We start from the raw sequence: 26,457 nt of genomic DNA, 5'->3' as shown, positions 1-26,457 counted from the left end.
TAGATAGAAAGGAGCTTTTGTAATGTAAGGAGTTTGGGGTCTATTACAGATGACAAGGTTATCTGGTTGAACTACCGTGTCTTCTGAAATCTTCCAATCAGTAGAAATGAGAGAAATACACTCGGGACAGTTTTTGAGCCTTTCTTCAAGTTGCCAAGCTATTCTACTACTAACTGCCTGATGTTTCCAAGAAGGGGAGGGCACATGGCATAGGGAATACCCTCTATCAGCTCCCACTTTCCTTCCCAGTGTTTGTAGTCTTCGTAGGTGTAATGGGGAAGTTCGCTGTTTTTTATTAGGTTCATTCACTCTCCGTTAAAACGGTTAACTTGCCCTCTTCCATGAGAGTAATCTCCCTATCCTTCAACTTAAGTTTTATTGTCGGTTTATCAATGAGGAGGTCTATGTGGACGTTTGCCTTGACCTTTCCTCCAAAGGCGCTGTTGTCTCCGACTGCAATGTGGCACGTTCCGAGGATTTTCTCGGCCTCAAGGATGTTGGTGTAGTGTTTAGCCTTTTCGTTCGTTCCGATTCCAAACTCAGCTACGTTGTTGGCGTTCTCCTCAAGCCTGAAAATTCCCCGTAGGAACTCGGAGAACTCAACTTCTCCTGAGATTTCTTCTACCTTTCCCTCTTTAACTGTTAACCTTACGGGCTCTTTTAGCTCCCTGTCAGGAGCAAACTTTGTTACGAATATTCCCTCTGCAGAGCCTTCTACGGGGGCGATAAAGGCTTCTCCTGCCGGAAGGTTTCCAAAACTTGAGGGGGTGCAGAGCTTTCCGGTGTCGGCAAGTCCTTCTCTACCCTCTACAGAGAACCTTATGTCTGTTCCGAGTGGACAGGTTACGTGAACTTCCCTTGCTTCAGTTAGGAGATTTGATAGGAGCTTACTCCTTTCTGCCACCTTGTTCCAGTTTGCCTGCATTGAGGTGTAGAACATAAAGGGCTCAAAGAGGGGCATGCTGGCAAAACGCATTGAGAGGAAACCTGTGCAGAGCTTCCTGTAGAGGGTATGGCTTATTGAGAAGCGGTTTACTGCAACAATAACCGTTGGAAGGTTGGGGGGCTCTGTCGTTTCAAGGAGTATTTCTTTTACCTCTTCCTCTTCGCTCTCGGTAATCTCTTTCTTTAGAACCTTTTCAAGGAGGTTTTTCTGTTTCAGCTCCTCAACGAATTCACTTCCAAAGGTTGCCCTCCAGACCTCTTCCGGTGGTTCAAAGCCGTGCCTTCCTGTAGGGGAGTAACTAAGGTGGGTGATTGAGCTTGTGTGTGATGTTCCTACGAAGAAGAAGAGCTCCCCAATCCTCTCCTTGTAGCTATCTGAAAGGATTAATACCTTGTCTTCTTTCGTAACGCAGAGGTTGTGTTTAAAGAGGTTTCTTATCGCCTTCTTTATCCTCTCATCCTGCCAGTCCCAGATTCCCATCACTTCCCTCCTCTAAGAACTCTTTTGCCTTTTCTATTATCTTGTCCATCGCCGAGTCAAAGTCGTCCTCTATGATTCTCTTCCTTCCAAAGGGGTTTATCCTACTTGCTATTATCTGTCCCACGTAGAGCTGGTTTACTCCCTCTTCAAGGAGCTTGTTCCTTAGGGGGATGTAGTAGTTTTCGTAGAGCTCCTCTATCCTGTCAGCCCTCCTCCTTCTCTCCTCAAAGGCCTCACTTAGGGGCTTTTCTATGGGCTTGTCTATCCGTTTGATGAGGGAGTGGAGGGCTGAGGCCGGAAACCTCTCATTCCTTTCGTAAAGTATCCCGAAGGTTACGTAACAGGGCTCTGTGATGAAGTCAATGATTTCCTTTTCTGTTACGTTCAGAGGGAGCATTTCCCTGTATATCTTTAAGGCCTCTGTTGACTTGTCCTTTATTGAGGGGGACTTTTCTGTGTTTAGGGTTATGATGAACTTTGCCTTCTCCTCCGGGATTACTATGCAGGGGAGCTCCCCCTCAGAGAAGAGGTTCTTATAAGCCTCTAACCTGTGCTGGCCGTTGACAACGTAGTAAGTTCCCTCTTTCTCGTAAACTACGAGGGGGTCTATGAAGATTCCCACTTTGAGCATCGCCTCAGAGAGCTTTTTTACGTGGGCTTCAGAGATTTCCCTCTGGAAGGGAGCTGGCTTTAGCTCGGAGAGGGGGACGAGTTTAAACTCAAGCTCCGTTTTCCCTACGGGCTCTATGTACCTCATCGCCTCCTCTCCGTTTTAATTTTTGACTTTAAATATATTTGGCCGTTTTTCACTCCATCGGCAACTTCTTTTCTACCTGTTCAATCACGGAGAGGTTGATTTTTCCGGAGATAATTCCCTCTGCCTCCCCACCTTGCGCTAAAACCCTCCCCCAAGGGTCAACGATTACTGAGTTCCCTGCCATTTCCCCCGTTCCATTTGAGGCAACGAGGAAACGCTGATTCTCAATAGACCTTGCCGATGTTAGGACTCTCCAGTGCTCTTTACGTGCCCTTCCCCACTGGGCTGAAACGGCAAAAACCTGAGCTCCCATCTCCTTTAAGAGTTTGAATATTTCCGGGTAGCGAAGCTCAAAACATATTACCGGCGCGATAACCCCGCAGGAAGTTTCGGCCACTTTTAAGTCGCTAACGTCTCCGGCAGAGAACTGCTCCGTCTCCCCCGTCAGAGGGAAAAGCTTAACCTTTGGACGGGAAAGAACTTCCTTTCCCCTGTCTATTACCTTTATGGAGTTAAAGAACTTCCCGTTTACCTTCTCTATAACGGTAAAGACAACAGTTAAAGACATTCCCTCTGAGAATTTGGCTATGTCGTCCACTACTTTCTTAGAAAACTCTGAGGCTAAGTCCATGTCGCTGTAGAAGAAACCTGTCGGGAAAACTTCTGGGGCAACAACTAAGGACTCCTTTTCGCAGAGGTTAAAGAAGGTCAGAAACTTTGTGTAGTTCCTCTCAAACTGGCCGTCAGTGGTCTCAAACTGGATGGCAAAGGCCTTAAAGGTTTTCTTCAAGGATTTTCCTGCCTCCTTTTTTGTCCCAGACGATTTCACAGTAGGTTTTCCTCCCAGAGCCGACCTTGTAGTGGTAGTAGGCTAAGGGCTCTTTCTCAAAGTACCGGTGGTGGTACTCTTCTGCTGGATAAAAGTTTTTAAAAGGTTTTATCTCCGTAGCTATCGGTTCAGAAAAAAGGCCACTTCTTTCTAAGATTTCCTTACTCCTTAGGGCAAGTTCTTTTTGTTCCTCGTCATGGTAGAAGATGACCGTTCTATACTGGCTTCCCCTGTCTGTAAACTGCCCACCGGGGTCTGTAGGGTCTATCGCTGTCCAAAAGGTAATGAGGAGCTCCCTGTATGAGATGACTTCCGGGTCGTAGGTAACCTGAACGGCCTCAACGTGGCCTGTTTTGCCAGAGCATACCTCTTCGTAAGTCGGGTTTTCCTTGTCTCCACCTGCGTATCCGGGGATAACCTCTTTAACGCCGGGGAGGCCAGAGAAAGCTTCCTCAAGGCACCAGAAGCACCCCCCGGCAAAGGTTGCTTTCTTTAGCCTCACTTTAACTTCTCCACTACAGACATCGCCTTTGCAGCTTCCCTCGCCTTTCTCCTTGCTTCCTCTAAGGTTTCTCCCCTTGCAATTGCAACTCCCATACGCCTCTTAGGCCTTGTTGTTGGTTTACCAAATATCCTGACCCACACGTCTGGCTCTCTTAGGGCTACCTCAAGCCCTTCGTACTCTGGAGCTGAGCTGTAGCTTTTTGCGTGGAAGCAGTAGGAAGCCCCCGGAGAGATGAGCTTAATCTCCATCGGTAGACCAAGGATTGCCCTTAGGTGGATTTCAAACTCGCTCATATTTTGGCTTGCCATAGTAACCATTCCGGTGTCGTGGGGACGTGGAGAGACCTCGCTAAACCAGACCGTATCTCCTTTGACGAAGAACTCACAGCCAAAGATTCCGTAACCGCCGAGGGCGTCGGTTACTGCCTTTGCCATCTCCTTCGCTTTTTTAAGGGCAACCTCACTCATCGGTTGGGGTTGCCAGCTCTCGTGGTAGTCTCCATCAACCTGAATGTGTCCTATGGGCTCACAGAAGAGAGTTCCTTGGGTTTTCGTCCTGACTGTTAGGAGGGTTATCTCAAAGTCAAAGTCTATGAACTCCTCTATGATTACGGCGTTACCCTTACCCCTTGCGTTTTCCTGAGCGTAGTAGAAGGCTCTATCAATCTCCTCTTCGCTCCTTACTATGCTCTGTCCTTTACCGGAGGAGCTCATAACCGGCTTAACGACGACGGGCAGTCCGATTTCCTTCACGGCCTTCCTGTAGGTTTCTATGTCGGAGGCGAACCTGTAGGCAGAGGTCTTAAGTCCGAGCTCCTCAGCTGCAAGCCTCCTGATTCCTATTCTGTCCATTGTGTATTTAACGGCCTTTGCGCTTGGGACAACTACGAAACCTTCCTCTTCAAGCTCAACCAAGGCGTCTGTGTCTATTGCCTCAATCTCTGGCACTATAAAGTCTGGCTTTTCCCTGTAGACGATGTTCTTTATCTGCTTTCCGTCCTTCATGTCTATGACGTAGTAGCGCTGGGCTACCTGCTGGGCAGGGGCGTATTCGTAGCTGTCAACGGCTATGACCTCAATTCCAAGCCTTAAGGCCTCTATTGCAAATTCCTTTCCAAGCTCTCCACTTCCGAGGAGGAGAATCTTTGTTGCGTTATGGGCTAAGGGCGTTCCAATCTTCATCTCATCCCTCCAAAAGCGTTTGGGTTAATGATAACACTCTACTTCCGATTTTGTAGAATTCCGCTTACCCCAGAGGGGAGGTTTCCAAATGATAAAGAGGGCTATCTATCCCGGAACTTTTGACCCTGTGACCCTTGGTCACCTTGACATAGTGAGGAGGGGACTGGAGCTCTTCCCAGAGTTGATAATAGGGATTGCAGAGAACCCAAAGAAAAAGCCTCTCTTCACCATTGAAGAGAGGAAGGAGATGTTTGAGAAAAGCCTTGAGGAAGTTGGGCTTGCCGGTAAGGTGGAGGTTAAGACCTTTAACACCCTCCTTGTTGAGTTTGCTAAGAAGGAGGGAGCTGTAGCCATTTTAAGGGGAATCAGGATAATTTCCGATATGGACCACGAGTTTACGATGGCTTCACTCAACAGGAAGCTCTACCCTGAGATAGAGACCGTTTTCCTGATGCCCTCCGATGAGTACGCCTACCTTTCCTCTTCTGCCGTTAGAGAGATAGCCTTTTACGGAGGTGACGTTTCTCCCTTTGTAACAAAGTTCGTTGAGAGGAAGCTGAAGGAGAAGATGGAGCAGGTTAGACGGGGAGCTCTATAACGAAAGTATTCCTGTCAATTGTGTATATCTTTCCGCCGTGGTCTTCCACTATCTTTTTAACGATGGAAAGCCCGAGTCCCCAGCCGTCTTCCTTTGTTGACACGTAGGGAGCAAAGAGTTTATCGGCGATTTCTTCTGGTATGCCGGGGCCGTTGTCCTTAAAGACGATGAAAATCTTTCCGTCTTTTGAGGTGGTGGAGACGCTAACCTCTGTAGCTCCTGCCTCAATGCTGTTCTCTATCAGGTTTATTAGAACCTCCCTCATTAAGCTTCTGTCTAAGGGAATTTGGGGAATGTCCTCAAGCTCAAACTTTAAAGCCACTCTGTTCTCGTAGGGCTCAAGGGAGCTCCTTATCAGGCTGTTAACGTCTGAGAGCTTTTTCTCCGGAAGTGGTAGCCTTGCGAACTTCCTGAACTCGTCTATTAGCCTCTTTATGACCTCTACCTCTGCAAGGATTGAGTCAACGGCCTTGTCTATTATTTCACCTATTTCGGGATTTCCTTTCTTAAACTGTCTCCTTATCCTCTCAGCGTTGAGAGTAATCGGAGTTAGTGGGTTCTTTATCTCGTGGGCAATTCTACGGGCAACCTCTTTCCAAGCTTGAGCTTTTTGTGCCTTTACAAGGTCTGTAACGTCCTCAATTATGAGAATCCTGTCTGAAATCTCCGGAGAGATAATGAGCTCAACGGTTAAGAACTTTTCCCTTCCGTTTATCTCTTCTCTAACTTCTGTCTTCCTCTCTCCTTTTAAAATCAGTTCCTCAACTGCCTTTTTAAGCTCTGGGTAGCGTGAAAGGAGCTCCAAGATGTTCAACTCCCTGTTCTCTCCAGAAAAGCCAAAGAGCTCCCTCGCCCTCCTGTTGCAGGAAACGAGCCTGTAGTTTACGTCAAAGGTGATAATTGCCGGCGTGATGCTGTTTAGTATCTGCTCCATGTAGCGACGGCTCTCTTCAAGGGAGTGCTTTAGAGCTCTGAGCTGTTCCACCATGTAGTTAAAGGCCTCTATGACGTGCTTAAGCTCATCAGAGGCTTCCTCTTCTACCTTTACGTTGAGGTCTCCCTTTGAAATCTTCTGGGTTGCCCGGTAGAGGGCTTCTATCGGTATCGTTATCCTCTTCTCAAAGTAGCGTGCAAACCAGAGAGCTCCAAAGAGAACGGCTATTCCCATTATTGTGAATGTGAGGGTGTAGAGTGCCTTAATGGGGGTCTTGTAGGCGACCATTGACTCGTAGTTTGAGTGGAGCTCTGAGAGTTTCTCTATGTCCTTAACGAGCTTGTCCGGTAGCCTCTTTGAGATGCAGAAGGCTCTCCTTTTCTCTTTCTGGCAGACTATTAGGAGCTTGTTCTCGTGGTCAAGGAAGGTGTAGCTGACAGACTCCTTTAGAGAGCTTACCTCCTTGGGGTTTATCGGGATGTTGCCGACCTTCCTTACCCTTTTTCCTTCAACCTTTAAAAAGCCGTCCACTCCGTAAACTTTGAGCGTGTAGGGGTAGACGTTTTTCCTTCCCTTTAGCTGGCGAATTTTCCTCTTTAGGTCGTCGGAGATGAACTGTATGAACTGCTCTGTCGTGTCCTTGGAGATGTTCACTATTCTCTTGACCTGAATCCTTAGTAACCTGTCAAGTCCGTTGTTTACGACGCTACTTGAGAGGAAAATCGTAAAGAGGGCAGGGCCGAGGATAAGGAGAACGAAGGCAGTAAATATCTTGAGCCTTAGGTTCGTCTTAAAGTGGGGAAAGAAGAAGAGGACGAGGTTCCTTATGAAAATTGCAAAGAGAACCGTAAGGAGGATGAGAATCAGGGCAAAAAGGACGTGAAAGAGGGGGTTGTTAAGGTAAAACTCCCCCGTCAAAGAGGAGACGAGGCTCGTCCCGAAGTACCCGACGACGAGAATTCCAAGGAGTATTGACAGTATCTTAACTGCCTGCCTACGCACCTACTATCTCTCTAAGGTGGGTTACAAAGGGTAGTGAGTGTCTTATCGGATTAACTTCCCTCTCTTTAACCCTCTTAATTGCCCCCGGGAGGAAGTCTATGATGTCGCACGCCTTAAGGGCTTCTTGGGTTAACTCCTCTGCTGCCAAGTCTCCGGCGAGGGAGTGGAGGAAGACGCCAAACTTTGCTGCGTCCTCTGCCTCTACTCCCATTCCGAGGAGCGCTCCGATAACTCCACTTAGAACGTCTCCTGTTCCGGCAGTTGCCATTCCGGGATTTCCGATAACGTTTATGTAGGTCTTACCCTCGGGGGTTGCCACGACAGTCCTTCCACTCTTTAGAACTACCGTAACGCCGTACTCCTTGGCAAACTCTGAGGCGACCTCGTGGGGAGCTCTCAGTATCTCTTCCTTAGAGAGTCCCGATAGACGGGAGAACTCCCCTATGTGGGGGGTGATTATCACTTCTTGCGTTTTCGCTTTAAGTATCTCAGGAGATTCGGCCAAGGCGTTGATTCCGTCTGCGTCTATAACCATCGGCTTTTTGCAGTTCCTAATAAACTCCCTCGCAAACTCAAAGGTTTCCGGCTCGTTTCCAAGTCCGGGACCAACAACTACTGCAGAAAACTTACCCTCTGCGATGATTTTACTTACCCTCTCTATGGCCTCTATTCCGAAGTGCCCCTTGGAGGTGTCTGGGACGGGGATGGACATAACCTCAGTTAGCTTTGTTTCAAAGATTGGGTTGAGTGATGCAGGAACGATAACGGTTGAAAGGCCTGCTCCTGCCCTTAGAGCTCCTTCTGCTGCCATTACGGGAGCTCCAGTTTTTCCTGCAGAGCCCCCCACAACGGCAACGTGTCCAAAGGTGTACTTGTGGCTCATGACGTCCCTTTCTGGGTATGTAAATGCAACCTCGTCAAGGGTCAAAAGGTAGCGCTCTGGCCCTAAGATGAATGGGATATCTTCAGGTATTGATATATCAACGACGTAGAGCTCCCCGACGTAGTTACAGGCCGGTGGCATTATGTGGGCAATTTTTGGAAACCCGAAAGTAACCGTTATTTCTGCCGTTACGTGAGTGCCGATTATCTCTCCCGTGTCTGAGAAAAGCCCTGAAGGAATATCAACGGCAACTACCGTTTTACCGGACTTGTTGATTACCTCTATCAGGCTCTTGTAAAAGCCCTCTGCAGGTCTTTGAAGTCCAGTTCCAAAGATGGCGTCAACGATGAAGTCTGCGTTCTTAAGGAGGGAGTAAACCTCAATTAACTGAGACTCGCTTTTAACCACGTGAATTGGAACGGGTAGCTTAGAGAGAACCTCTGCGTTTATCTTGGCATCTCCCTTTAGTTCCTCAATCTCTGCCGTTAGGACGACTTCAACGTCATAACCTAAGTTGTAGAGATTTCTCGCGACTGCAAGTCCGTCCCCTCCGTTGTTTCCCTTACCGCAGACGATTACGGCAGAGTTCCCCTTTACTTTGCTGTAGATTACGGATACAACACCCCTTGCAGCGTTCTCCATAAGGACGATTCCGGGTATTCCAAGAACCTCTATCGTTTCCCTATCAAGGTTTCTCATCTCCTCAGCTGTCGTTACCCTCATCTCTATCTCCTCCCCTTCTTACGTTCGTACTCCCTCTTTAGCTTTTTGTACTTTTCAAGGGCGAGTCTCCTCTGAAGTGGTGAGAGCCTATCTATAAAAACAATGCCGTTAAGGTGGTCAATCTCGTGCTGGAGAGCTCTCGCAAGTAATCCTTCACCCTCTATCTCAAACTCTTCACCGTCAAGGTTTTGAGCCTTTACTTTAACGTAGAGAGCTCTCTTCACCTTCTTGTATAGTCCGGGAAGGGAGAGACAGCCCTCCTCTGCCAGTTCTTCCCCTTCGGCCTTAACTATTTCAGGGTTTATGAGGATTATGGGGTTTTTCCCCTGATTCTCCTTCCCCGAGTCAAGGTCTATAACAACTACCCTCTTTAAAACTCCAACCTGATTCGCTGCAAGTCCGACTCCCTTCTTCTCGTACATCGTTTCAAACATCTGGTTTACAAGTTCCCTTAACTCCTCGTTAAACTCTGTAACGGTTTCTGCCTTCTTCTTTAGAACCTCGTCAGGGTATATCCTTATCTGTAGTGCCATTCTGTTTTCCTCCTTAAAACCTCAAGGCTACTTTTGATATCGTCCACAGACTTGTTTTCAAGGTTAAATATATAGTTATCCGGTATCTTTTCTAAGAGGCTAAAGAAGACGTCAAGGTCAAGCTTTCCAGAGCCTATGGGGGCGTGCTCGTCCTTTTCCCCTCCGTTATCGTGGACGTGAAACTCAAAAATCCTTCCTTTGAACCTTTCTATCCAGTCAGAAAGAGGAACTTCAGAAAAGAGGTTTAGGTGACCAACGTCTATGCATACTCCAACTTTTGGTGGTAGGCTCTCTAACAGCCTTTCAAGGTGGACTGGTGAGCGGTCAAAGACGTTTTCAAGGGCTACTGGGCAGGGAGTTCTTTCTGCAACTTCTTCAAATGTTTCCACTGCCCTCTCAAACCACTCCTCGTATATCGGGTCAACTTTTGCCGGGTGGTAACCTGTATGGAATACGATGGTCTCGGCCTCTAAGATTTTTGCGGCTACGAGGGTCTCTTTAAAGCGTTTCCTTGTCGCCTTGAGGACGAGGGAGTCTGTCGCACCGGGATTAAGGTCAAGGAAGGGGGCGTGAACGGTAACTGTTCTATTTCCTATCAGCTTCCTTAGAGCCCCAAAGTCCTTAAGAGTAAACCTGTCAAGAATCTCTGAAGCCAACTGAATCTCAACGCCTATTCCAAGGGAGAGGACTTCTTCAACCCTTTTGAAGCTCTTTAAGAGCTCTTTTCCCGGAACGTGGCCAACGACCTTCATTTTATCTCTCCGTGGGTTTTATCGTAGAATTAGAATGAAGTCTAATTTTAGACGGAGTTTCAATGGGGTCAAAGCTCTTTACGGCTCTCTTTGTCCTCTTGGTTCTTTCGCCCTCTTACGGTTTTGAACTCTCAGGAGAAACAGGATTTTACAACACAGAGCTTAAAGGAGAGTATGAAAGACAGGTAGGCTATGACCTCTGGAATTCCAAAAAGGAAGGCTTCCTCCTTAAACTAAAAGTAGCGGAAGAGTTTAGGTTAGGAAGCGATGCTAAATTTAGGCTTTCAGTAACAACAGGGACAACAAAAGCGCCTTTTGTAACTCTTTTCTCGTCCGATGACGATAAACTTTTTTCGGGGGATTTTAGGAGTTTCAATTTAAGGGAACTCTACGTAGAAAAAGAGCATTTCCTTTTAGAAAACCTCTTTTTTAGGGCTGGAAAGCAACCTTTTAACCTTTTCCCCTTTATTGACGACTACTTATGGGGTGGAACTTTTACCTTTCGCTTTTCTGACACTCTCTCCTTTAGCTGGCATCAAATTGCGGGCTACGAAGGGAAATATTTACTCTTTAACTCAGAGAAAGAGGACGACGTAGACCTTTTTGGTGGTAAGTTTGACTGGAGAGCTCCCCTTGGGAAGTTTTCCGTAGGGTTCTACAGGCTTTCCGATGCTAAGGGAGAAGATGTAGGAGTTAACAAGAATACTTTTCTTTTTACCTTTAAACCTTCCCTTCAGGGAACGGTGGCTTCGTTTGCCGGAGCTCTCCAGAACGGAAAAGAACTTTTAACCGCTGAGCTTAAGCTAAAAGGCCTTGAAATTATTGGCGGTTACGCGGAAAAAGGTTTTACATCCTACGGCTTTAGGGAAGGAATTAGGGACTTAAGCTACATTTATAAACCTACGCTCTCAGATGTAACCTTCTTAAAGGCTGGAACTTCTTTCTCCCTTGAAGGCTTAAACTTGAAACTCCATACCCTCTACCTTGAAAACGTAGGTAGTGAGCTGGGAGGGGAGCTCTCTTACCCCTTTTACAGGGGGGAGCTCTTCCTTAGAGGGGCTCTTGGAACTGATGGCTCTTACTTTACTTACGCAGGTTACAGGTGGGGCGTGGACACTTCCCCTTTACCTAACTACCTTGGGAATGTTGAGGTTGAGAACTACTTTAACCTCTGGGGAGAGTACGCAGACTTTCCACAGAAAGAGTATTCCCCGCAGATTGGATACGAAGGCTGGGAGAGGGCAAAACACGTTGGCTACTGGCACTCTACCTATAAGCTCTCTTTAAAGCTTGAAGGATTCTCCTTAAAGGTATCTACCGGAAGGGACTCAAAGGTTGACTACGTTGTCTGGGGAAATACTGCCGACAACTTCCTTTACGCTCAAACTCACGGTAAGCTCTGGCACTTTGAGGAAGCCTCTTACAGCTTAGCTCCACTTACCTTTGGACTTCAGAGGGTAGAGGTTACAGGGTTCATCTCTGAAAACCTTACGGGTGTTAGCTTCTCTAAGGGTCTAAGGACTGGTGTTTTTACGGAAGAAGGTAGAAAATACCTCCTTTTTGCCTTTCCTTTAAAAAGAGGAGAGCTCCTTTCCTTCCACAAGGTAGGCGGAGAGAGAAATGTCCACCTCTTTGGATTTTCAGAAAATCTTGTCCCCTTTTCCTTTGGCTACTTAAGGGAACTATTTGAGGGCGGAAGGAAAGCTTGGGGAGCTTTCGTTAGAGGAGAAACGGAAGTTAGTGGCTTTAAAGGAGAAGTTTTCTTTAAGGTTTACTCAAAAAACTTTACCACCTTTGGAGTTAGGGAGTTTTTCAGGGACGAGGGTTTTATATACAGGCCGGGAGAGAAAGATGTTAGGTTTTTGAGGGCTAAGGTTTCTAAGAAAGTTCACTTAGGTTTTAGCAGTATAGACAAGTTCTCTCCTGAGATTTCCTTCCTCTATGACAGACTAACAAGGTTTTCAGGCGGTTACGTTGGAGAGGAAGGGGGAGTTACACTCTCGCTAAAACCGGGTAAAAGGTGTAGGCTGGAGATTGTGGAGCTCTTTGGCAGTGAAGACACCTACTACCACGGCCTTAGGTTTTCACTCTCTTGGTAGGCTCTTTGGTATAATAAAATGAGAAAATGAGTTCCTGTTCTTTAAAAGCCGAATAAGGAGAGGGCATTTCAACAACCCAAACAAAGTTCAGCAAGGTGTAACCTTCTTTTGACGTTAGCCCTTGTAGTTCAAAGAGTTGTAGTTATTTATAAATTTATTTAGAACGGGAAGACCTTGATCTCCAACACCTCAAAATTTGACCAGTTGAAATGCCCTAAAAAGTGGAAGGGTTCTTAAAGTTCCTCATAGGAGGGGAGTTTGAGGGGGGATGCCAATCCCCCCTCACAATTGTCTGCCCTAAAAAGCAGAAGGGACTGCGACCTCTCATAAGTAGGAATTTCAATGCTTGAGGGAAGTGTTGAAATGTTCCGAAAGGAAAGGGGATGCACCTTACTGTTTTAGCGAGGTTGTCAAAGGGAACTTGAGGGGGAGCTATTTAACTTAGAAAGGGGAGTATTGACCTGTGGAGTACTCGGTCGGAATTTTGACAATGACGGTATTTTTCTTGGTTTTTGACTTCTTTGAAATCAGTAAAGATGGAAATCTTTCATTCAAAGATGTCTTCATTGCTTCAGTTTCTTTCTTGGTTTTGAATTCCTTGGTTTTATGGTTCGCCAATAAGTTTTTCTTTAAGACTAACTTCCTTGATATATGGATAGTTTCTCTAAAGACTACACTTCTTATTTTCCTAATTTGTTGTCCTTTCTTTCTGCTAAAGAAGCTTCTTAAAAGATAGGGGCAAGGGGAGAAGAATCCCTTAACCCCTTTTGGTTTTTGCTATTTTAACTTCCTTAGTCTCTGGGTCGTACTCAATTCTTGGGAAGAGAATTCCTCCCTTTTCAAGTTCTTTGCCTACCTCTGTTCCACCCCAAGTTTCAAAGTCAGAAACCCTTAGCTCCTCTGCTTTCTTCTCAAGTCTTAGGAGCTCCGCCATCTTCTCAGCAGAACTCGGCATGTAAGGGTAAAGGAAGGCAGTAATGAACCTTAGTGACTCAAGCATGTTGTAGAGGACTCTATCAAGCTCTTCCTTTCCTTCCTTGTTTAGTTGCCACGGAGCTCTTCTGTCTATGTAGTAGTTGACAAAGGAGACAAACTGCCAGATTTCTTCAAGAGCTCTTGTAAGCTCAGCCTTTGGTATTAGCTCTTTTAACCTGCCGAGGGTGGCCAAGGCCTTGTTTTGTAGCTTTACGTCAAACTCGTCCTCTAAACCTTTTGGCTCTGGAACGATGCTCTTTCTGTACTTTTTGAGCATAGAGAGAGTTCTGTTAAAGAGGTTACCTAAGTCGTTTGCCAGCTCTCCGTTAATTCTTGCAACGAGCTTCTCGTAAGAGAAGTCTCCGTCAAGTCCGAATGTAACTTCCCTAAAGAGGAAGAACCTCACTTGGTCAACGCCAAATTTTTCAACAACTTCAAATGGGTCAACAACGTTACCCTTGGACTTACTCATCTTTTCGCCGTTAACGGTCCACCAGCCGTGGGCAAATACCCTCTTTGGAACTGGAAGACCTGCAGACATTAAAAAGGCAGGCCAGTAAACGGTGTGGAAGCGGAGGATATCCTTACCGACTAAGTGGAGGTCTGCCGGCCAGTAGTGGTTAAGTCTTTCTGTATCCTCAGGGTATCCAACGGCAGTCAGGTAGTTTGTTAGGGCATCAAACCAGACGTAGATAACGTGCTTTTCGTTAACTGGAACGGGAATACCCCACGTAAAACTTGTCCTACTTATGGAAAGGTCTTTTAATCCCTGTTTTACAAAGTTTATGACCTCATTTCTTCTAAACTCTGGGGCTATGAAATCAGGGTTTTTCTCGTAGAGCTCTAAGAGTTTATCCTGATACTTGCTGAGCCTAAAGAAGTAACTCTCCTCCTTAACCCTTGTGACCTCCCTTTTACACATGGGGCAGAGTTTGCCCTCAAAGAGGTCCTTCTCTGTGTAGTAGGTTTCACAGGGGATACAGTACCAGCCCTCGTACTCACCTAAGTAGATGTCTCCATTTTCGTAGCACTTTTTAAAGATGTACTGGACGGCCTTAACGTGTTCGGGGTCGGTCGTCCTTATGAAGTGGTCGTAGGAGATGTTGAGTTTTTCCCAGAGGTTCTTAAAGGCTGGAACGAGGCTGTCAACGAACTCCTTGGGGGTCATTCCCCTTTTTTCGGCAGCCTGCTGAATCTTTTGGCCGTGCTCATCAGTTCCAGTTAGAAAGAAAACGTCCCTTCCTAAGAACCTATTGAACCTTGCAATTATGTCTGCTGCTACTGTCGTGTAGGCGTGTCCTAAGTGGGGTTTATCGTTAACGTAATAGATTGGCGTCGTAACGTAGAACTTTTCCAAGATACTCCTCCCGGTATGATTTTGGGGTTATTATTATAAACTAAGGAACAGAGCCCCCTCCCTCCCCTACCGGGCAGAGCCGGTCTGAAGATTCTTCACAGTTTTTTCACGTGCGTATTATAACACATTGTCAAGTATTGTAAACTACCTAAGTGTCTAAATGTATAACTATTATGCAGGTTTAAATATTATTAAACATTAAACAGGTATGTTGAACTCCCTGAGAACTTCATTGAGTGAAGTTTTCTTGTCGGTTGACTCCTTTCTCTTTCCGATAATTAAGGCACAGGGAACTCCGTACTCTCCTGCGGGGAATTTTTTAACCCTCGTTCCCGGAATGACGACACTCCTTGCGGGAACCCTACCCCTATACTCAACAGGCTCGTCCCCTGTGACGTCTATGATTTTTGTTGAGGCAGTTATTACAACTCCTGCTCCGAGAACGGCCTCTTCCTCAATGATTGCACCCTCAACGATGATGCACCTTGAACCTATAAAGCAGTTGTCCTCTATTATTACTGGCCTTGCGTTAGGAGGCTCAAGGACTCCTCCGATACCTACCCCTCCGGAAAGGTGAACGTTTCTACCTATCTGGGCACATGAGCCCACAGTTGCCCAAGTGTCAACCATCGTTCCAGAGCCGACGTAAGCTCCTATGTTGACGTAGGAAGGCATTAAAATAGCTCCCGGCTCTATGTAAGAGCCGTACCTTGCCGTTGCAGGAGGAACAACCCTTACTCCCAGCTTTTCCCAGTTCTTCTTTAAGGGTATCTTGTCGTAGTACTCAAAAGGCCCTAGCTCCATAACCTTCATCTCGGAGATAGGGAAAAAGAGGAGTATCGCCTTCTTTACCCAATCGTTTACCTTCCAGTTGCCGACGCTTATCCTCTCGGCAACTCTCAGCTTGCCCTTGTCAATAAGGTCAACAGTTTCTCTGATTGCTTCCTGATACTTTTTCTCTTTAAGGAGCTCTCTGTTTTCCCACGCTTCTTCTATCATTCTCTTGAGCTCTTCCATCTCTACCTCCCTTTAGGAAAGTCCCTTAAAGTTGTTTGCTATGAGTATTCCTGCTGCCTCTATTTCGGCTGCTATCTTGTCAAGCTTCTTCTGGAAGAGGTTGTACATAACTACGGCGGGAATAGCCACGAAAAGTCCAAAGACAGTTGTGAGCAAAGCTTCGGCGATTCCACCTGAAAGCTGTTGAGGGTTGCCTATAACCGAAGCTCCAGTAGTTAAGACGCCGAATATCTTTATCATTCCAAGGACAGTTCCTACAAGTCCGAGTAGTGGGGAAACTGCAGCTATTGTTGCAAGTAGCGCCATTCCCCTTTCAAGCTCTAAGAATTTCCTCCTTGCCGTTACTTCAAAGGCGTGGAGGAAGTTTTCCTTTGTCGGTGTTCCAACGTTTTTAAGGGCGTCAAGGACTATTGACGTTAGGAGGTTTCTCCTCTTCTTACAGAGCTCTATAGCATTTCCAACGTTTCCTTCGCTTAAGAAGTCAACGAGGAGTCTCAGGTCCTCCCTCGGAACGAGGCGTGAAAGCCTTAAGGTAATTGCCTTTTCTATGATAATTGTTAGTGAGATAATGGATAGAAGGAGAAGTATGTAACCTACAATCCCTGACTTTTGAAGAAGGGTTAAAGTTTCCATTACTCTTTCATCCCCTCCGGTAGTTTTCTTGCAAATATCAGGTAGGCTGTGTGGGCAGGCATTCTGTCCTCTGGACGAAAGCGCTCAGGAACGAGTTTATACTTCCTGAGGAGTATCTCGCAGACCTCAACGTCCATAAAGGGCATTTCTTCAAGCTTTTTTAAGACCTCTATCACTTGGTTGACGGTTGGGACAAGAACGCCGAGCATGTTGCCGGTTTTTAGAGCTCTGTAGGCGTGCTCAATGTAGAGCCACGGCTCTCTAACATCTAAGAAGACGGCGTCCGCGTCTTTCTCGTCAAAGCCTTCGGCTATGTCCTTGTGCTTTACGATTACCCTATTTTCTAAGTTAAGTTTCCTGAGGTTTGATAGGGCGTTCTTTATGAACTCCTCCCTCTTTTCATAGCTTATCACTTTTCCCGTGTCTCCAACTATATGGGCAAAAACGGCAGTCATTGCACCACTGCCGATACCGCACTCTACCACCGTGTCGCCGGGCTTTACGTTGAGCCTTAAAGCTATATAGGCAGAGTCCTTTGGGTAGATTATCTGAGTGAGCCTGTTGAGTTTATACATTATGAAATCGTAGAGCGTGCAGGGTAGGATAACGTAGCGAAACCCTTTATGGGTCTCTACAAATTCTCCGTACCTTTTTCCTACGAGCTCTGAGAGCTCCAATTCTCCCCTGTCGGTGTTAAACTTCCCCTTTGCAAGGGAAAGGTTTAAAAAGTACTTCTTTCCCTTTTCCGGGTCGTAGAGGATTACGGTGTCTGTCTCCTTAACTACGGCCATCTTCTTTTCCCTTTTCTTCCCTTTTTACTATGAGTAGCGTTTGCCCTCTGTAGACTACGTTTCTCCTTAAGTGGTTGAGCTCCCTTATGAGAGAGACGTCTACGCCGAAACGTCTAGCAATGGAAGTAATCCTCTCGCTCCTCCTTGGAACGTAGACGTACACCTTAGAGGATGCGATGTACTTAACCAGCTCACTCCTTTTCACGTATCTAAGGGGGATGTAAACGTAGTACCCTGCTGGGACAATTCTTCTCTTAAACTGTAGGTTAAAACGTCTTGTTATCCTATATGGAACTTGGAGCTTCTTTGAGATACGGTAGAGGGAAGTTCTGGAAAGAACTTTTACCTTAACGAGCCTTTCCTTTGGGTCTTCCTCTTTAAATAGGTTGGAGCTCTTTATAAATGAGAGAACGGCGTAAAACTTTGGAACGTAATTTAGTGTCTCGTCTGGGAGTTTCGTTAAGTCCCAAAAATGTTCAGCTCCGAGCTTTTTTAACCTCTTTTTTATAGTTCCGGGGCCGGCATTGTAGGCGGCTATTGCTAAGTCCCACCTTCCAAATACCGAGTATAGGTACTTGAGATATTTTGCTGCAACGATTGTTGACTTTTCAATGTCAAACCTTTCGTCTATGTAGCGGTTCACTTTAAGGCCGTAAAGCCTTGCTGTTGCTGGCATTAATTGCCAAAGGCCTGCCGCCCCTGCCTTAGAGATGGCTGCAGGGTTTCCGTTACTCTCAACTATCGCTAAGAAGACGAGGTCCTCTGGTAGTCCTTCCCTCTTAAAGATTTCTCTAAGCGTTGGGTAGAAGAGCTTAAAGTTGTCTATTTGTGAGATGAGCTTTAGCCTGTTCCAACGGCTTTTGTAGTACGACCTCCAGAACTGAAAGGAGGGTTTATCCCAAGGAAGGTCAAGTTCTACCTTCTCCGGCAGGTCTGGGGGCTCAGAACCCTTTAAGGTTCTGCAGAGAATCAGCTCTGACTCTTCCTTCACACAGGAGTTTAGGTTGTCTATTTGAGCCCCGCAGAGGCCTGCCGGAAAAAGTAGGAGGAAAAAAAGGAGAGCTCCCGAAAATTTAGGCATTATTCATAACCTCTTCGGGCATGTCAAAGTTGGAGTAGAGCTCCTGAACGTCGTCAAGGTCTTCAAGTGCTGTGAGGAGCTTTAGAACCTTCTCTGCAGTCTCTCCTTCAACCCTCGTTGTTGTGGTCGGGATAAGGTCAAGCTTTGCCTCTTCAATCTCTATTCCGGCGCTCAGCATTCCCTTCCTGACGTCTTCAAGCTCAGAAGGCTCTGTGTAGACTATGAACTTGTCGTCCTCCCTCTTAACATCCTCAGCTCCGGCTTCAATTGCAGCCATCATAACGGTATCTTCATCGTACTTTTCAGCAGGGACGATAATTACGCCCTTCCTCTCAAACATCCAAGAAACGCACCCGGAAGTTCCGAGGTTTCCGCCGTACTTTGAAAAGACGTGTCTAACCTCTGCAGCAGTCCTGTTCCTGTTGTCCGTTAGACACTTAACGATTATTGCAACGCCTCCGGGACCGTAACCCTCGTATGTAATCTCCTCGTAGGTCTCTCCGGCAATTTCGCCAGTTCCCCTCTTGATAGCCCTCTCTATGTTCTCCTTGGGCATGTTGAACTTCTTGGCCTTCTCAATGGCAGCCCTGAGCCTTGGGTTAAACTCTGGGTCACCGCCTCCTTCCCTTGCTGCAACGGTGATTTCCCTTGCCAGCTTCGTGTATAGCTTACCGCGCTTAGCGTCCTGAGCTGCCTTTCTATGTCTTATGTTTGCCCATTTGGAATGTCCAGCCATGGAGTTACCTCCCAGATTTTGTTCAAGAGAGAATATAGACTGCCCTCTTTAAGGCTCAATCCCAGTTACTACAAGCTTTCCATGCTTTACGCCCTTTAACGTAATAATTCTATCGGCAAGCTCCTTTATTCTGCTGGCCTTTCCTCTAACAGCTATCGTCTCAAGGCAGTGGTGGTGGTCTATGTGGATGTGCATAGTTGATATTATGTTCTCAAGGTAGCTGTGTTCTATCTCCGTTATTCTGTCGGTTAGCTCCTTCTGGTGATGGTCGTAAACTATCGTTATCGTTCCAAAAACTTCTCTGTCCTCCCCTATGGACTCCTCTATCAGAGCGTTCCTTATGAGGTCCCTTATGGCCTCAGACCTGCTGACGTAGCCTTTCTTCTCTATGAAGTTGTCAAACTTCTCTAAGAGCTTCTCGTCTATTGAGATGGCAAAACGGGCTACTCTTCCCATTTCTTAAACCTCTTGAATGGTCTTATTCTGTAGTCAACGTTTAAAGTTTCTGCCAGCTTCTTAAAGGATTCTTCATCAAATCCGGGATAGCTTACTGCCGTTATTGTAACTTTAAAGCCCTTCTCCTTTGCGTCCTTAATGAACTTTAAAGCAGACTCCCAGCTTCCCTTTCCGAAGGAAGGCCTGACTACCCTGTAGTACTCTTCTGGTGATGAGGCGTTGAGGCTAACGCTAAAGGAGTCAACAAGTCCTTTTAGCTCGTCTAAGATGTCCTCTTTGCCGGTTATGAGGTATCCAAGTCCACAGGTGTTAACCCTTATCCGTTTAGCTCCCATCTTCTTGAGCCAGTTCAGTACCTTCTTCATATCCTCAAAGCGGGTAAAGGGCTCTCCGTAACCGCAGAAGACAACTTCTTCGTAAATTCCGGGGTTCTTGACCCTGTACATGTACTCCTCGGCTACGTGTTCTCCTTTAAGGTTCAGGTTGTAGCCGAGGATAAAGTCCTCAGACCCCCTAAAGCAGAACTTACAGTTACAGGGGCAGTCAGTAGAGAGGTTTAGGTAGAGCCTGTTCCCTACAGGGTAGGCAAGCCTTTCCTTTTTTTCTGCGTCGCTTAGTGGAAGGTTAAAGAGGCGCTTTGCGTTGATGGTGGTTATCCTGACGATGTCTGTAAAGTTTAGTCCAAGTTCTTTGGCTATGGTTAGCGCCGTGTGGGCAACAAAAACAGGCTTGTTCCTCTTACCCCTTACGGGCTGTGGGGCTAAGTAGGGACAGTCAGTTTCAATTAGTAGCCGTGAGCTTGGGACAAACCTTAGAGTTTCCCTTAGGGCGCTGTTCTTTGGGTACGTGACAGGTCCGGCGTAGGAGATGTAGAGACCTGCGTCAAGGGCTGCCTCAAGGAGTTCCCTCTCTCCACTAAAGCAGTGGATAACCCCTCTGACGCCGTTAAACTTCGTCCTTATGAACTCTGCCATCTCTTTGGCAGCGTTCCTCGTGTGGACTATTATCGGAAGGTTTAACTCCCTTGCCGCCTCAACCTGCATCTCAAAGACTTCGTACTGCTTCTCTTTCGGTGAGAGGTTTCTGTAAAAGTCAAGTCCTGCCTCTCCGACTGCTACAACTTTGGGGGAACTCTTGGCAATTTCTAAAAGCCTCTCGTAGTCCTTCTCGGAGTAGTTCTTTGCCTCGTGGGGGTGGATTCCTACAGAGGCGTAGATGTTCTTCCCTTTATGGGCAACGTCTATCGCCTTTAGGCTATCTTCAAGGTCACAGCCAACGGTTATGACTGCAGTTAGCTTGTCCTCGCACTCCTTTATGACCTCTTCCCTGTCCTCGTCAAACTGGGGGAAGTGGATGTGGGCGTGAGTGTCTATCAAGTCTACCTCCGTCTAAGTATGGAGTTGTAACCGTCCTTTTTAAGCTCTTCCTTTACTTTAAGGGCGTCCTCTTTTGAGGAGAAGTAACCTACTATAACCTTAATATACTTACCGTGATGGGTAACAGTTTTCGCCTCGTAACCCTTTTCCCTTAGCTTCTCAGCGAGCCTTGAGGCGTTAATTTTATTCCTGAATACGCCAACTTGGAGGTAGAACCTGCCTTCCTCTTCCTCCTTTTCCACAACTTGGGGCTTAGGATGAACGGGCTTTGGTTGAACCTCTGGCTTTTGAAACGGAGGTGCTGAGAGGGAGCTGACATCTTGCTGGCTACTTTCTTCTTGCTTTTGACTCTCCTTTGATTCCTCTGCTTTGCTCTCCTCCTCTCCCTCTTCAGTTTCTTCCTCAGTTTCCTCTTCTGCCTTTTCACTAACGACTTTGTCCTCTATCGGCCTTGAGACGGGGCTTATTTCGGCAAGGGTTTTTAAGAGCCTCTGTTTTTCTACCTCAAACTTTGCCTTTGCTTCTTGAAACCCCGCCTCCTTCCCCACCATGTAGCCGATGATGTATGACAGGACAAATATGACGGTAGCCACTAAGATAAGGATGACCTGTAACCTCCTATCCCCTTCCATCACATCCTCCTCGGTGCGTTTATGTTAAGGATATCAAGGCCAGTTTTTATTGTTTTCCTTACGGCCTCTATAAGGTAGAGCCTTGCAGAAGTTAGCTCTTTCTTTTCCTCGTCAACAACCCTGTGCTTGTTGTAGAACCTGTGGAGTTTTGAGGCCAAATCTATGAGATAGTAGGTGAGCCTATGGGGTTCTCTCCTCTCTGCAGCTGCCTGAAGCTCGTAACGGAGCATGTAGCATCCAGTTATTAACTCTTTTTCCTCCTCTGAAGAGAGGAGGTTGAGGTGTTCGTCCCTTGGTTCAAGCCCCCTCTCCTTTGCTTTATCAATTATGCTACAGAGCCTTGCGTGGGCGTACTGGACGTAGTAGACGGGGTTTTCGTTCTTTGCTGAAAGTGCCAAGTCTATGTCAAAGTCAAGGGGAGTGTCGTGGCGCTTTAAGAGGAAGAAGAACCTTACTGCGTCAACGCCGACTTCATCCATTAGCCACCTTAAGGTTACAAAGTTTCCGGCTCTCTTTGACATCTTTACTTCCTGACCACCTTTAAAGAGCTTAACAAGCTGTATAAGGACAACCTCAAGCCAGTCGGGGTCTTTTCCAAGGGCTTCTATTGCAGCTTTTACCCTTGGGATGTAGCCGTGGTGGTCTGCTCCCCAGACGTCAATGGCCTTGTCGTATCCCCTCTCAATCTTGTTGTAGTGGTAGGCTATGTCTGAGGCAAAGTAGGTGTACTCACCGTTTGAACGCCTTACAACCCTGTCTTTATCGTCTCCAAAGAGGGTTGTTTTTAGCCAGAGAGCTCCGTCCTTTTCGTATAGAAGTCCTTTTTCGTCTAAGAGCTTTAATACCCTCTCAACCTCTCCTCTCTCATAAAGTCCCTTCTCGCTAAACCAGCTGTCAAACTCTACGCCGAGCTCCTTTAGGTCCTCTTTTATCTCTTTAAGGAGCTCCTCCTTTCCAAACTCTGAGGCTACTTCAACGGCCTCTTCTTCTGGGAGCTCCAAAATGTCAGGCCTCTCTTTTAGTAGTTTTTCTGCCAGCTCTTTTATGTACTCCCCTTTATAGCCGTCTTCAGGGAAGGGATAGTCTTCCCCTTTAAGTTCCTTCATTCTTGCGTAAATGGAGAGTCCCAGTAGCTTTATCTGTCTTCCTGCGTCGTTTATGTAGAACTCCCTCTCTGGGCTGTAGCCCGTTAACTTCATTATTCTGTATAGGACGTCTCCAACGACTGCTCCTCTTCCGTGCCCTACGTGTAAGGGGCCTGTCGGGTTTGCGGAGACGTACTCAAGGAGAATTTTCTTACCTTTCCCGATGTCTGAAACGTAAAAGTCTGTTTCTGCTACCTCTCTTAGGAGCTTTACGTAAAAGTTCTGGCTAAATGTGAAGTTTATAAAACCTCCACCGGCTACTTCTACCTTCTCAAACTCTGAAAGCTGAGAAAGCTTTTCAGAGAGCTCCTGTGCAATCACAAAGGGCTTTTCCCTTAGCTCCCTTGCCAGCAGGAATGAGACGTTTGTTGCAAAGTCTCCAAACTCCTTTTTCTTTGGCTTTTCAAAACTTGCCCTCTCTACTACGGAAACTTTATCCTCTCCGTAAACTTCCTTTATAGCTTCAGTTACCTTTTCCCTCACAAACTCCTTCATTTTCTACCCCTTCTCTTTAGTCCCTTTGCCAAAGGGAATTCTACCACTTGACCTTTTCTCTTGTGATTTCTTTGGGTTAATTTTAATTGGTCGTAATGCTAAGGTTTGAGGGAGTAACTTGAAGGTAAGGGTTAAAGTTTTTGTTACTGGACTTGTTCAAGGGGTTGGTTTTAGGCCTTTCGTTTATAGGCTTGCTAAGGAGCTCGGGTTAAAAGGTTATGTTCTGAATTCGGAGCTTGGAGTTGTGATTGAGGCTGAAGGGGAAAAGGAGGAGCTCCACACTTTTTTAATAAGGCTTCAAAAGGAAAAACCCCCGATAGCCAAGATTTTCAGCCTTGAGTATAAGTTCTTAGAGCCCGTTGGATATAAGGACTTTGAGATAAGGAAGAGCGAAAAGGGTGGAGAGGTAAAGGTCTCAGTCCTTCCAGACCTTGCAACGTGTAGTGAGTGTTTAAAGGAGCTCTTTGACCCAAAAGACAGGCGCTACCGCTACCCCTTTATAAACTGTACAAACTGTGGCCCTCGTTTCACGATTATAGAGGAACTCCCCTACGATAGACCGAACACGAGTATGAAAGAATTTAAAATGTGTGAAAAGTGCCTCTCTGAGTATGAAGACCCTACAGATAGACGCTTTCACGCCCAGCCAAACGCCTGCCCTGAGTGTGGCCCTACCGTCTCTTTCTTTGACGAGGAGAAAAGCTTAGTTGCTGAAGGAGAAGAAGCCCTAAGAAAAGTTACCGAATATTTAAAGTCTGGAAAGATTTTAGCAGTAAAGGGACTTGGGGGCTTTCACTTAATCTGTGATGCAACGAACGAAGAGGCTGTTAAAGAGCTCCGCCATCGCAAGAGGAGGGAAGAAAAGCCCTTTGCCGTTATGTTTCCTGATATAGAAACTGTTAAGAGGTACGCCTTCGTTTCTCCCTTAGAGGAGAGAGCTCTCACATCAGTTGAAGCTCCCATTGTAATTCTCGACAGAAAGCCAGACACAGACCTTGCAGAGTCCGTTTCTCCGGAGAACTCTACAGTCGGGGCTTTCCTACCCTATACGCCACTACACTACATAATACTCAGGGACTTTAAAAGGCCAATCGTTGCAACAAGTGCTAACGTTACAGACGAGCCGATAATAAAGGACAACGAGGGAGCTCTCTCCATTATTGGCAGTATTGCAGATGGAGCTCTGGTTCACAATAGGCGTATAGTCCGTCGCTGTGACGACTCCGTTGTCAGAATAGTGGCCGGAAGACAAGTTCCAATCCGTCGCTCAAGGGGTTTTGTTCCTCTACCGGTTCTACTTCCCTTCTCTTTAAAGAGACCTGTGTTAGCCCTTGGCGTCCACATGAAGAACACCGTTGCCGTTGCAAAGGAGAACAAGGTTTACATCTCACAGCACGTAGGCGACATTGACAACCCAAAGGCAGAGAGCTTTTTTGAGGAAGTTGTTAGTGATATGCTGAACCTCTTTGAGGTAGAGCCGGAAGTTGTCGTCTGTGATAGACACCCCCTTTACTACTCTACCCGATTCGGAAAAGAAAAGTTTTCGGATAAGCTCGTTCAGGTCTTCCACCACCACGCCCACGTTATATCCTGTATGGCAGAAAACGAAGTTCCCCTTGAGAGTAAGGTCATAGGAGTCTCCTTTGACGGGACAGGCTACGGGGAGGACGGAACTATCTGGGGAGGAGAGTTTTTAGTTGCCGGGTATACAGAGTTTGAGAGGAAGTTTCACCTTAAGACCTTTAGGCTTCCCGGTGGCGATAAGGCCGTGAAAGAACCCTACAGAGTTGCTGTTTTCCTCCTCTTAGAGTCCGGCATTGACCCGAAAAAAGTTTTAAAGGTTGAGCCTAAAAGGCTGTTATTTATAGAACAGATGGTAAAAAAGGGAATAAACTCTCCTCTAACCTCAAGTATGGGAAGGCTGTTTGACGGCGTTTCTGCTATTTTAGGAATAAGGGAGAAGGTTAGTTACCAAGCTCAGGCAGCCATACTTCTTGAGCAGAGAGCTCTTAAGTTCAACACGGAAGAATCCTACCACTTTGACCTTTTTGACAGTGAGGTTGACTGGAGACCGGTTATTGAGCAGTTAGTAAAGGATAAAAGTTCCCTTTCTGTAGAGGAGATAGCGAGAAAGTTCCACAACACGGTTGTTAAAATGGTTGTTGAGGTTGTTGAAAGGCTAAGGGACGAAACGGGTCTTAACGCCGTTGCCCTTTCTGGTGGGGTTTTCCAGAACAGGCTTTTAACGGAGGCTCTATACAGAACTTTAACTAAAAGAGGTTTTAAAGTTCTCCTTCACCAGATAGTTCCTCCCAACGATGGAGGAATTTCCTTAGGACAGGCCGTTTACGGAGGGCTAATTTGAGGAAGGTGCTAAAAATAGAAGGCATTCCGCTAACTGAGGGGCACTCGGGGCTTTACCTTGAGGTTGAAGACGGCGTAGTAAAGGAGGGTTTTTACTTTGCCCTCGTGCCGGTTCGGGGTTTTGAAACCCTCCTCATAGACAAAGAGGCGATTTCTGCTCCCATTATTACCTCTCGGATTTGTGGGCTCTGTCAGGTAACCCACGCTATAGCTTCCGCAAGGGCAGTTGAGGCGGCAGCCGGCATAGAAGTTCCTCCGGAGGCTGAGCTCCTAAGGGAGGTTCTCGGCCTTGCAGTACGCGTATACAACAACTTCCTCCACCAGATAGTGATTTCTGAGGACCTCTTCCCCGAAAAGGATGAAAGGTTTTCCTTTATCAAGAGAGTTCAAAGAGTAAGGAAGTTTACAGGTGAACTTCTTGAAACCTTGGGCGGAGAGATAATCCACTCGCCAAACGTAAGGGTTGGGGGAATTTCAGAACCTGTTGAGGACTCTATAAGGGAAAAGCTCCTCTCCTCCATAGAGGAGATAGAGCCTCTGGTTAGGGAGCTCTATGAAGAGTTTACAACTGGAATAGATAGGATGTGGGAAAGGGAGGGCTTAGATGAGACTTTCGGCTCTCATGACCTACCCTTTTTCTCCACAGATAAGTTCTACGGGAAACCTTTTGACTTTAATAGGATTACCTTTAAATACCCCCAAGAGCTCTTTGAAGGAGAGCTAAAACGGGAAGTAACGAACCTCTATCCCTTTATTGACGGTTTACCCGTTGAGACCGGGCCCAGAGCAAGGAAAGTTCTCTTTGAAGGTTACAGGCCGAAAGGGGGAGTGAAGGAGCTCCATATCTTGCGGGCTCTGGAGAATTTAGAAGCACTTGAAAGGATAAGGGAGATTCTTGAAAACCACTCTTTTAACGGAGAACTTTGGAACAGAACCTTCCCTACCTCAGACGGAGAAACTTTGGGTGTTGGAGTTCATGAGGCTCCTCGGGGGACTAACCTTCATGCCGTCAAGTTGGACAAGAGCGGGAAAATAACTTATTATAAGATTGTAGTTCCTACAGAAATTAACCTTATAGCTATTTCACGAGCTCTAAGGGGTGTGCCTGCGTCAAAGGTGGAGTTCGTGGTGAGAGCTTACGACCCCTGCATAGTTTGTGCTGTACACTAAGGGAGTT

General features: G+C 46.6%; 24 protein-coding genes. 4 read left to right on the top strand and 20 right to left on the bottom strand.

The genetic code is table 11. From position 1 onward, the window contains the following. Nucleotides 1-158 precede the first annotated feature (158 nt). From CLV27_RS08480 to purT, 6 genes are read right to left on the bottom strand one after another with little or no spacing between them, the layout of a single operon-like run. Nucleotides 159-305: a hypothetical protein gene (locus CLV27_RS08480; RefSeq protein WP_165863658.1), complete on the bottom strand. Its 147-nt coding sequence runs from the start codon at nt 303-305 to the stop codon at nt 159-161. Next, nucleotides 302-1,426, bottom strand: coding sequence for an aminopeptidase (locus tag CLV27_RS02075; RefSeq protein WP_132525331.1), 1,125 nt, complete (start codon nt 1,424-1,426; stop codon nt 302-304). The genes CLV27_RS08480 and CLV27_RS02075 overlap by 4 nt, the downstream gene beginning before the upstream one ends. Continuing rightward, the gene (locus CLV27_RS02070) at nt 1,401-2,183 is read right to left on the bottom strand and encodes a ParB/RepB/Spo0J family partition protein (RefSeq protein ID WP_132525329.1); all 783 of its coding nucleotides are present in this window, start codon (nt 2,181-2,183) and stop codon (nt 1,401-1,403) included. Before CLV27_RS02070 ends, CLV27_RS02075 begins: the two co-directional genes overlap by 26 nt. 49 nt (nt 2,184-2,232) lie before the next feature. Next, a complete protein-coding gene (locus CLV27_RS02065; RefSeq protein WP_243644835.1) occupies nt 2,233-2,973 on the bottom strand; it encodes a nitrilase-related carbon-nitrogen hydrolase in 741 nt (246 codons plus the stop codon). After that, complete coding sequence (gene msrA / locus CLV27_RS02060) at nt 2,957-3,514, bottom strand: peptide-methionine (S)-S-oxide reductase MsrA (protein WP_132525325.1); 558 nt, start codon at nt 3,512-3,514, stop codon at nt 2,957-2,959. Before msrA ends, CLV27_RS02065 begins: the two co-directional genes overlap by 17 nt. Next, entirely contained in the window at nt 3,511-4,698 is a 1,188-nt protein-coding gene (gene purT / locus CLV27_RS02055) for a formate-dependent phosphoribosylglycinamide formyltransferase (protein ID WP_132525323.1), read from the bottom strand. Before purT ends, msrA begins: the two co-directional genes overlap by 4 nt. A gap of 88 nt (nt 4,699-4,786) precedes the next feature. Here purT and coaD point away from each other — a divergent pair, with 88 nt between their 5' ends. Continuing rightward, nucleotides 4,787-5,296, top strand: coding sequence for a pantetheine-phosphate adenylyltransferase (coaD, locus tag CLV27_RS02050; RefSeq protein ID WP_132525321.1), 510 nt, complete (start codon nt 4,787-4,789; stop codon nt 5,294-5,296). Here the strand turns inward: coaD and CLV27_RS02045 are convergent. Genes CLV27_RS02045 through CLV27_RS02030 form a run of 4 tightly spaced genes read right to left on the bottom strand, consistent with a single transcriptional unit; the run spans nt 5,277 to nt 10,123 of the window. Continuing rightward, nucleotides 5,277-7,232, bottom strand: coding sequence for a sensor histidine kinase (locus tag CLV27_RS02045; RefSeq protein WP_132525319.1), 1,956 nt, complete (start codon nt 7,230-7,232; stop codon nt 5,277-5,279). The genes coaD and CLV27_RS02045 overlap by 20 nt on opposite strands. Further along, nucleotides 7,225-8,838 (bottom strand): NAD(P)H-hydrate dehydratase, encoded by a 1,614-nt coding sequence (locus CLV27_RS02040; protein ID WP_132525317.1) that lies wholly within the window; start codon nt 8,836-8,838, stop codon nt 7,225-7,227. Before CLV27_RS02040 ends, CLV27_RS02045 begins: the two co-directional genes overlap by 8 nt. A 2-nt stretch (nt 8,839-8,840) precedes the next feature. Beyond that, nucleotides 8,841-9,371: a peptide deformylase gene (gene def, locus CLV27_RS02035; RefSeq protein ID WP_132525315.1), complete on the bottom strand. Its 531-nt coding sequence runs from the start codon at nt 9,369-9,371 to the stop codon at nt 8,841-8,843. Next, entirely contained in the window at nt 9,356-10,123 is a 768-nt protein-coding gene (locus tag CLV27_RS02030) for a sugar phosphate isomerase/epimerase family protein (protein WP_132525313.1), read from the bottom strand. The genes def and CLV27_RS02030 overlap by 16 nt, the downstream gene beginning before the upstream one ends. 62 nt (nt 10,124-10,185) lie before the next feature. Here CLV27_RS02030 and CLV27_RS02025 point away from each other — a divergent pair, with 62 nt between their 5' ends. After that, nucleotides 10,186-12,222 (top strand): hypothetical protein, encoded by a 2,037-nt coding sequence (locus CLV27_RS02025; RefSeq protein ID WP_132525311.1) that lies wholly within the window; start codon nt 10,186-10,188, stop codon nt 12,220-12,222. 757 nt (nt 12,223-12,979) lie between these two features. Here CLV27_RS02025 and metG read toward each other — a convergent pair. The 10 genes from metG to argS form a co-directional block, all read right to left on the bottom strand. Then, on the bottom strand, nt 12,980-14,557 hold the full coding sequence (metG, locus tag CLV27_RS02020) for a methionine--tRNA ligase (protein ID WP_132525309.1): 1,578 nt from the start codon (nt 14,555-14,557) through the stop codon (nt 12,980-12,982). 195 nt (nt 14,558-14,752) lie between these two features. Continuing rightward, on the bottom strand, nt 14,753-15,571 hold the full coding sequence (locus tag CLV27_RS02015) for a 2,3,4,5-tetrahydropyridine-2,6-dicarboxylate N-succinyltransferase (protein ID WP_132525307.1): 819 nt from the start codon (nt 15,569-15,571) through the stop codon (nt 14,753-14,755). A 12-nt stretch (nt 15,572-15,583) separates the two neighbouring features. Next, nucleotides 15,584-16,204, bottom strand: a complete 621-nt coding sequence (locus CLV27_RS02010; RefSeq protein WP_132525305.1) for a MotA/TolQ/ExbB proton channel family protein — start codon at nt 16,202-16,204, stop codon at nt 15,584-15,586. Beyond that, complete coding sequence (locus tag CLV27_RS02005) at nt 16,204-16,995, bottom strand: tRNA (adenine-N1)-methyltransferase (protein WP_132525303.1); 792 nt, start codon at nt 16,993-16,995, stop codon at nt 16,204-16,206. The genes CLV27_RS02010 and CLV27_RS02005 overlap by 1 nt, the downstream gene beginning before the upstream one ends. After that, nucleotides 16,982-18,076 carry a lytic transglycosylase domain-containing protein gene (locus CLV27_RS02000; protein ID WP_132525301.1) on the bottom strand — a complete coding sequence of 365 codons (1,095 nt, stop codon included), beginning with the start codon at nt 18,074-18,076 and terminating at the stop codon, nt 16,982-16,984. The genes CLV27_RS02005 and CLV27_RS02000 overlap by 14 nt, the downstream gene beginning before the upstream one ends. Beyond that, the gene (locus CLV27_RS01995) at nt 18,069-18,812 is read right to left on the bottom strand and encodes a YebC/PmpR family DNA-binding transcriptional regulator (protein ID WP_132525299.1); all 744 of its coding nucleotides are present in this window, start codon (nt 18,810-18,812) and stop codon (nt 18,069-18,071) included. Before CLV27_RS01995 ends, CLV27_RS02000 begins: the two co-directional genes overlap by 8 nt. 48 nt (nt 18,813-18,860) lie before the next feature. Then, nucleotides 18,861-19,268, bottom strand: a complete 408-nt coding sequence (gene nikR / locus CLV27_RS01990) for a nickel-responsive transcriptional regulator NikR (RefSeq protein WP_132525297.1) — start codon at nt 19,266-19,268, stop codon at nt 18,861-18,863. Then, entirely contained in the window at nt 19,256-20,644 is a 1,389-nt protein-coding gene (locus tag CLV27_RS01985; protein ID WP_132525295.1) for a YchF/TatD family DNA exonuclease, read from the bottom strand. Before CLV27_RS01985 ends, nikR begins: the two co-directional genes overlap by 13 nt. A gap of 2 nt (nt 20,645-20,646) precedes the next feature. Then, the gene (locus CLV27_RS01980; protein WP_132525293.1) at nt 20,647-21,276 is read right to left on the bottom strand and encodes an SPOR domain-containing protein; all 630 of its coding nucleotides are present in this window, start codon (nt 21,274-21,276) and stop codon (nt 20,647-20,649) included. Then, nucleotides 21,276-22,916 (bottom strand): arginine--tRNA ligase, encoded by a 1,641-nt coding sequence (gene argS, locus CLV27_RS01975; protein ID WP_132525291.1) that lies wholly within the window; start codon nt 22,914-22,916, stop codon nt 21,276-21,278. Before argS ends, CLV27_RS01980 begins: the two co-directional genes overlap by 1 nt. A 118-nt stretch (nt 22,917-23,034) precedes the next feature. On the opposite strand from argS, the gene hypF reads away from it, so the two are divergent. Further along, nucleotides 23,035-25,281 carry a carbamoyltransferase HypF gene (hypF, locus tag CLV27_RS01970; RefSeq protein ID WP_132525289.1) on the top strand — a complete coding sequence of 749 codons (2,247 nt, stop codon included), beginning with the start codon at nt 23,035-23,037 and terminating at the stop codon, nt 25,279-25,281. Nucleotides 25,282-25,286: 5 nt separating this feature from the next. Next, entirely contained in the window at nt 25,287-26,450 is a 1,164-nt protein-coding gene (locus tag CLV27_RS01965) for a nickel-dependent hydrogenase large subunit (RefSeq protein WP_243644846.1), read from the top strand. The last annotated feature ends 7 nt before the right edge of the window (nt 26,451-26,457 follow it).

It is taken from the genome of Phorcysia thermohydrogeniphila (genome assembly GCF_004339575.1).
Lineage (GTDB): Bacteria > Aquificota > Aquificia > Desulfurobacteriales > Desulfurobacteriaceae > Phorcysia > Phorcysia thermohydrogeniphila.
The sequence above is the reverse complement of the archived record's forward strand: the minus strand, read 5'-3'. Positions and strand labels throughout refer to the sequence as shown.

Bases quoted from the DNA above. Each gene is read 5' to 3' on its own strand.
- purT (WP_132525323.1), bottom strand. From the start codon at position 4,698: ATGAAGATTGGAACGCCCTTAGCCCATAACGCAACAAAGATTCTCCTC.
- CLV27_RS01980 (WP_132525293.1), bottom strand. From the start codon at position 21,276: ATGGAAGGGGATAGGAGGTTACAGGTCATCCTTATCTTAGTGGCTACC.
- CLV27_RS02010 (WP_132525305.1), bottom strand. From the start codon at position 16,204: ATGGAAACTTTAACCCTTCTTCAAAAGTCAGGGATTGTAGGTTACATA.
- nikR (WP_132525297.1), bottom strand. From the start codon at position 19,268: ATGGGAAGAGTAGCCCGTTTTGCCATCTCAATAGACGAGAAGCTCTTA.
- CLV27_RS02025 (WP_132525311.1), top strand. From the start codon at position 10,186: ATGGGGTCAAAGCTCTTTACGGCTCTCTTTGTCCTCTTGGTTCTTTCG.
- CLV27_RS02000 (WP_132525301.1), bottom strand. From the start codon at position 18,076: ATGCCTAAATTTTCGGGAGCTCTCCTTTTTTTCCTCCTACTTTTTCCG.
- CLV27_RS01995 (WP_132525299.1), bottom strand. From the start codon at position 18,812: ATGGCTGGACATTCCAAATGGGCAAACATAAGACATAGAAAGGCAGCT.
- coaD (WP_132525321.1), top strand. From the start codon at position 4,787: ATGATAAAGAGGGCTATCTATCCCGGAACTTTTGACCCTGTGACCCTT.
- CLV27_RS02040 (WP_132525317.1), bottom strand. From the start codon at position 8,838: ATGAGGGTAACGACAGCTGAGGAGATGAGAAACCTTGATAGGGAAACG.
- CLV27_RS08480 (WP_165863658.1), bottom strand. From the start codon at position 305: ATGAACCTAATAAAAAACAGCGAACTTCCCCATTACACCTACGAAGAC.
- argS (WP_132525291.1), bottom strand. From the start codon at position 22,916: ATGAAGGAGTTTGTGAGGGAAAAGGTAACTGAAGCTATAAAGGAAGTT.
- CLV27_RS02030 (WP_132525313.1), bottom strand. From the start codon at position 10,123: ATGAAGGTCGTTGGCCACGTTCCGGGAAAAGAGCTCTTAAAGAGCTTC.
- CLV27_RS02070 (WP_132525329.1), bottom strand. From the start codon at position 2,183: ATGAGGTACATAGAGCCCGTAGGGAAAACGGAGCTTGAGTTTAAACTC.
- def (WP_132525315.1), bottom strand. From the start codon at position 9,371: ATGGCACTACAGATAAGGATATACCCTGACGAGGTTCTAAAGAAGAAG.
- CLV27_RS02005 (WP_132525303.1), bottom strand. From the start codon at position 16,995: ATGGCCGTAGTTAAGGAGACAGACACCGTAATCCTCTACGACCCGGAA.
- CLV27_RS02075 (WP_132525331.1), bottom strand. From the start codon at position 1,426: ATGGGAATCTGGGACTGGCAGGATGAGAGGATAAAGAAGGCGATAAGA.
- CLV27_RS02015 (WP_132525307.1), bottom strand. From the start codon at position 15,571: ATGGAAGAGCTCAAGAGAATGATAGAAGAAGCGTGGGAAAACAGAGAG.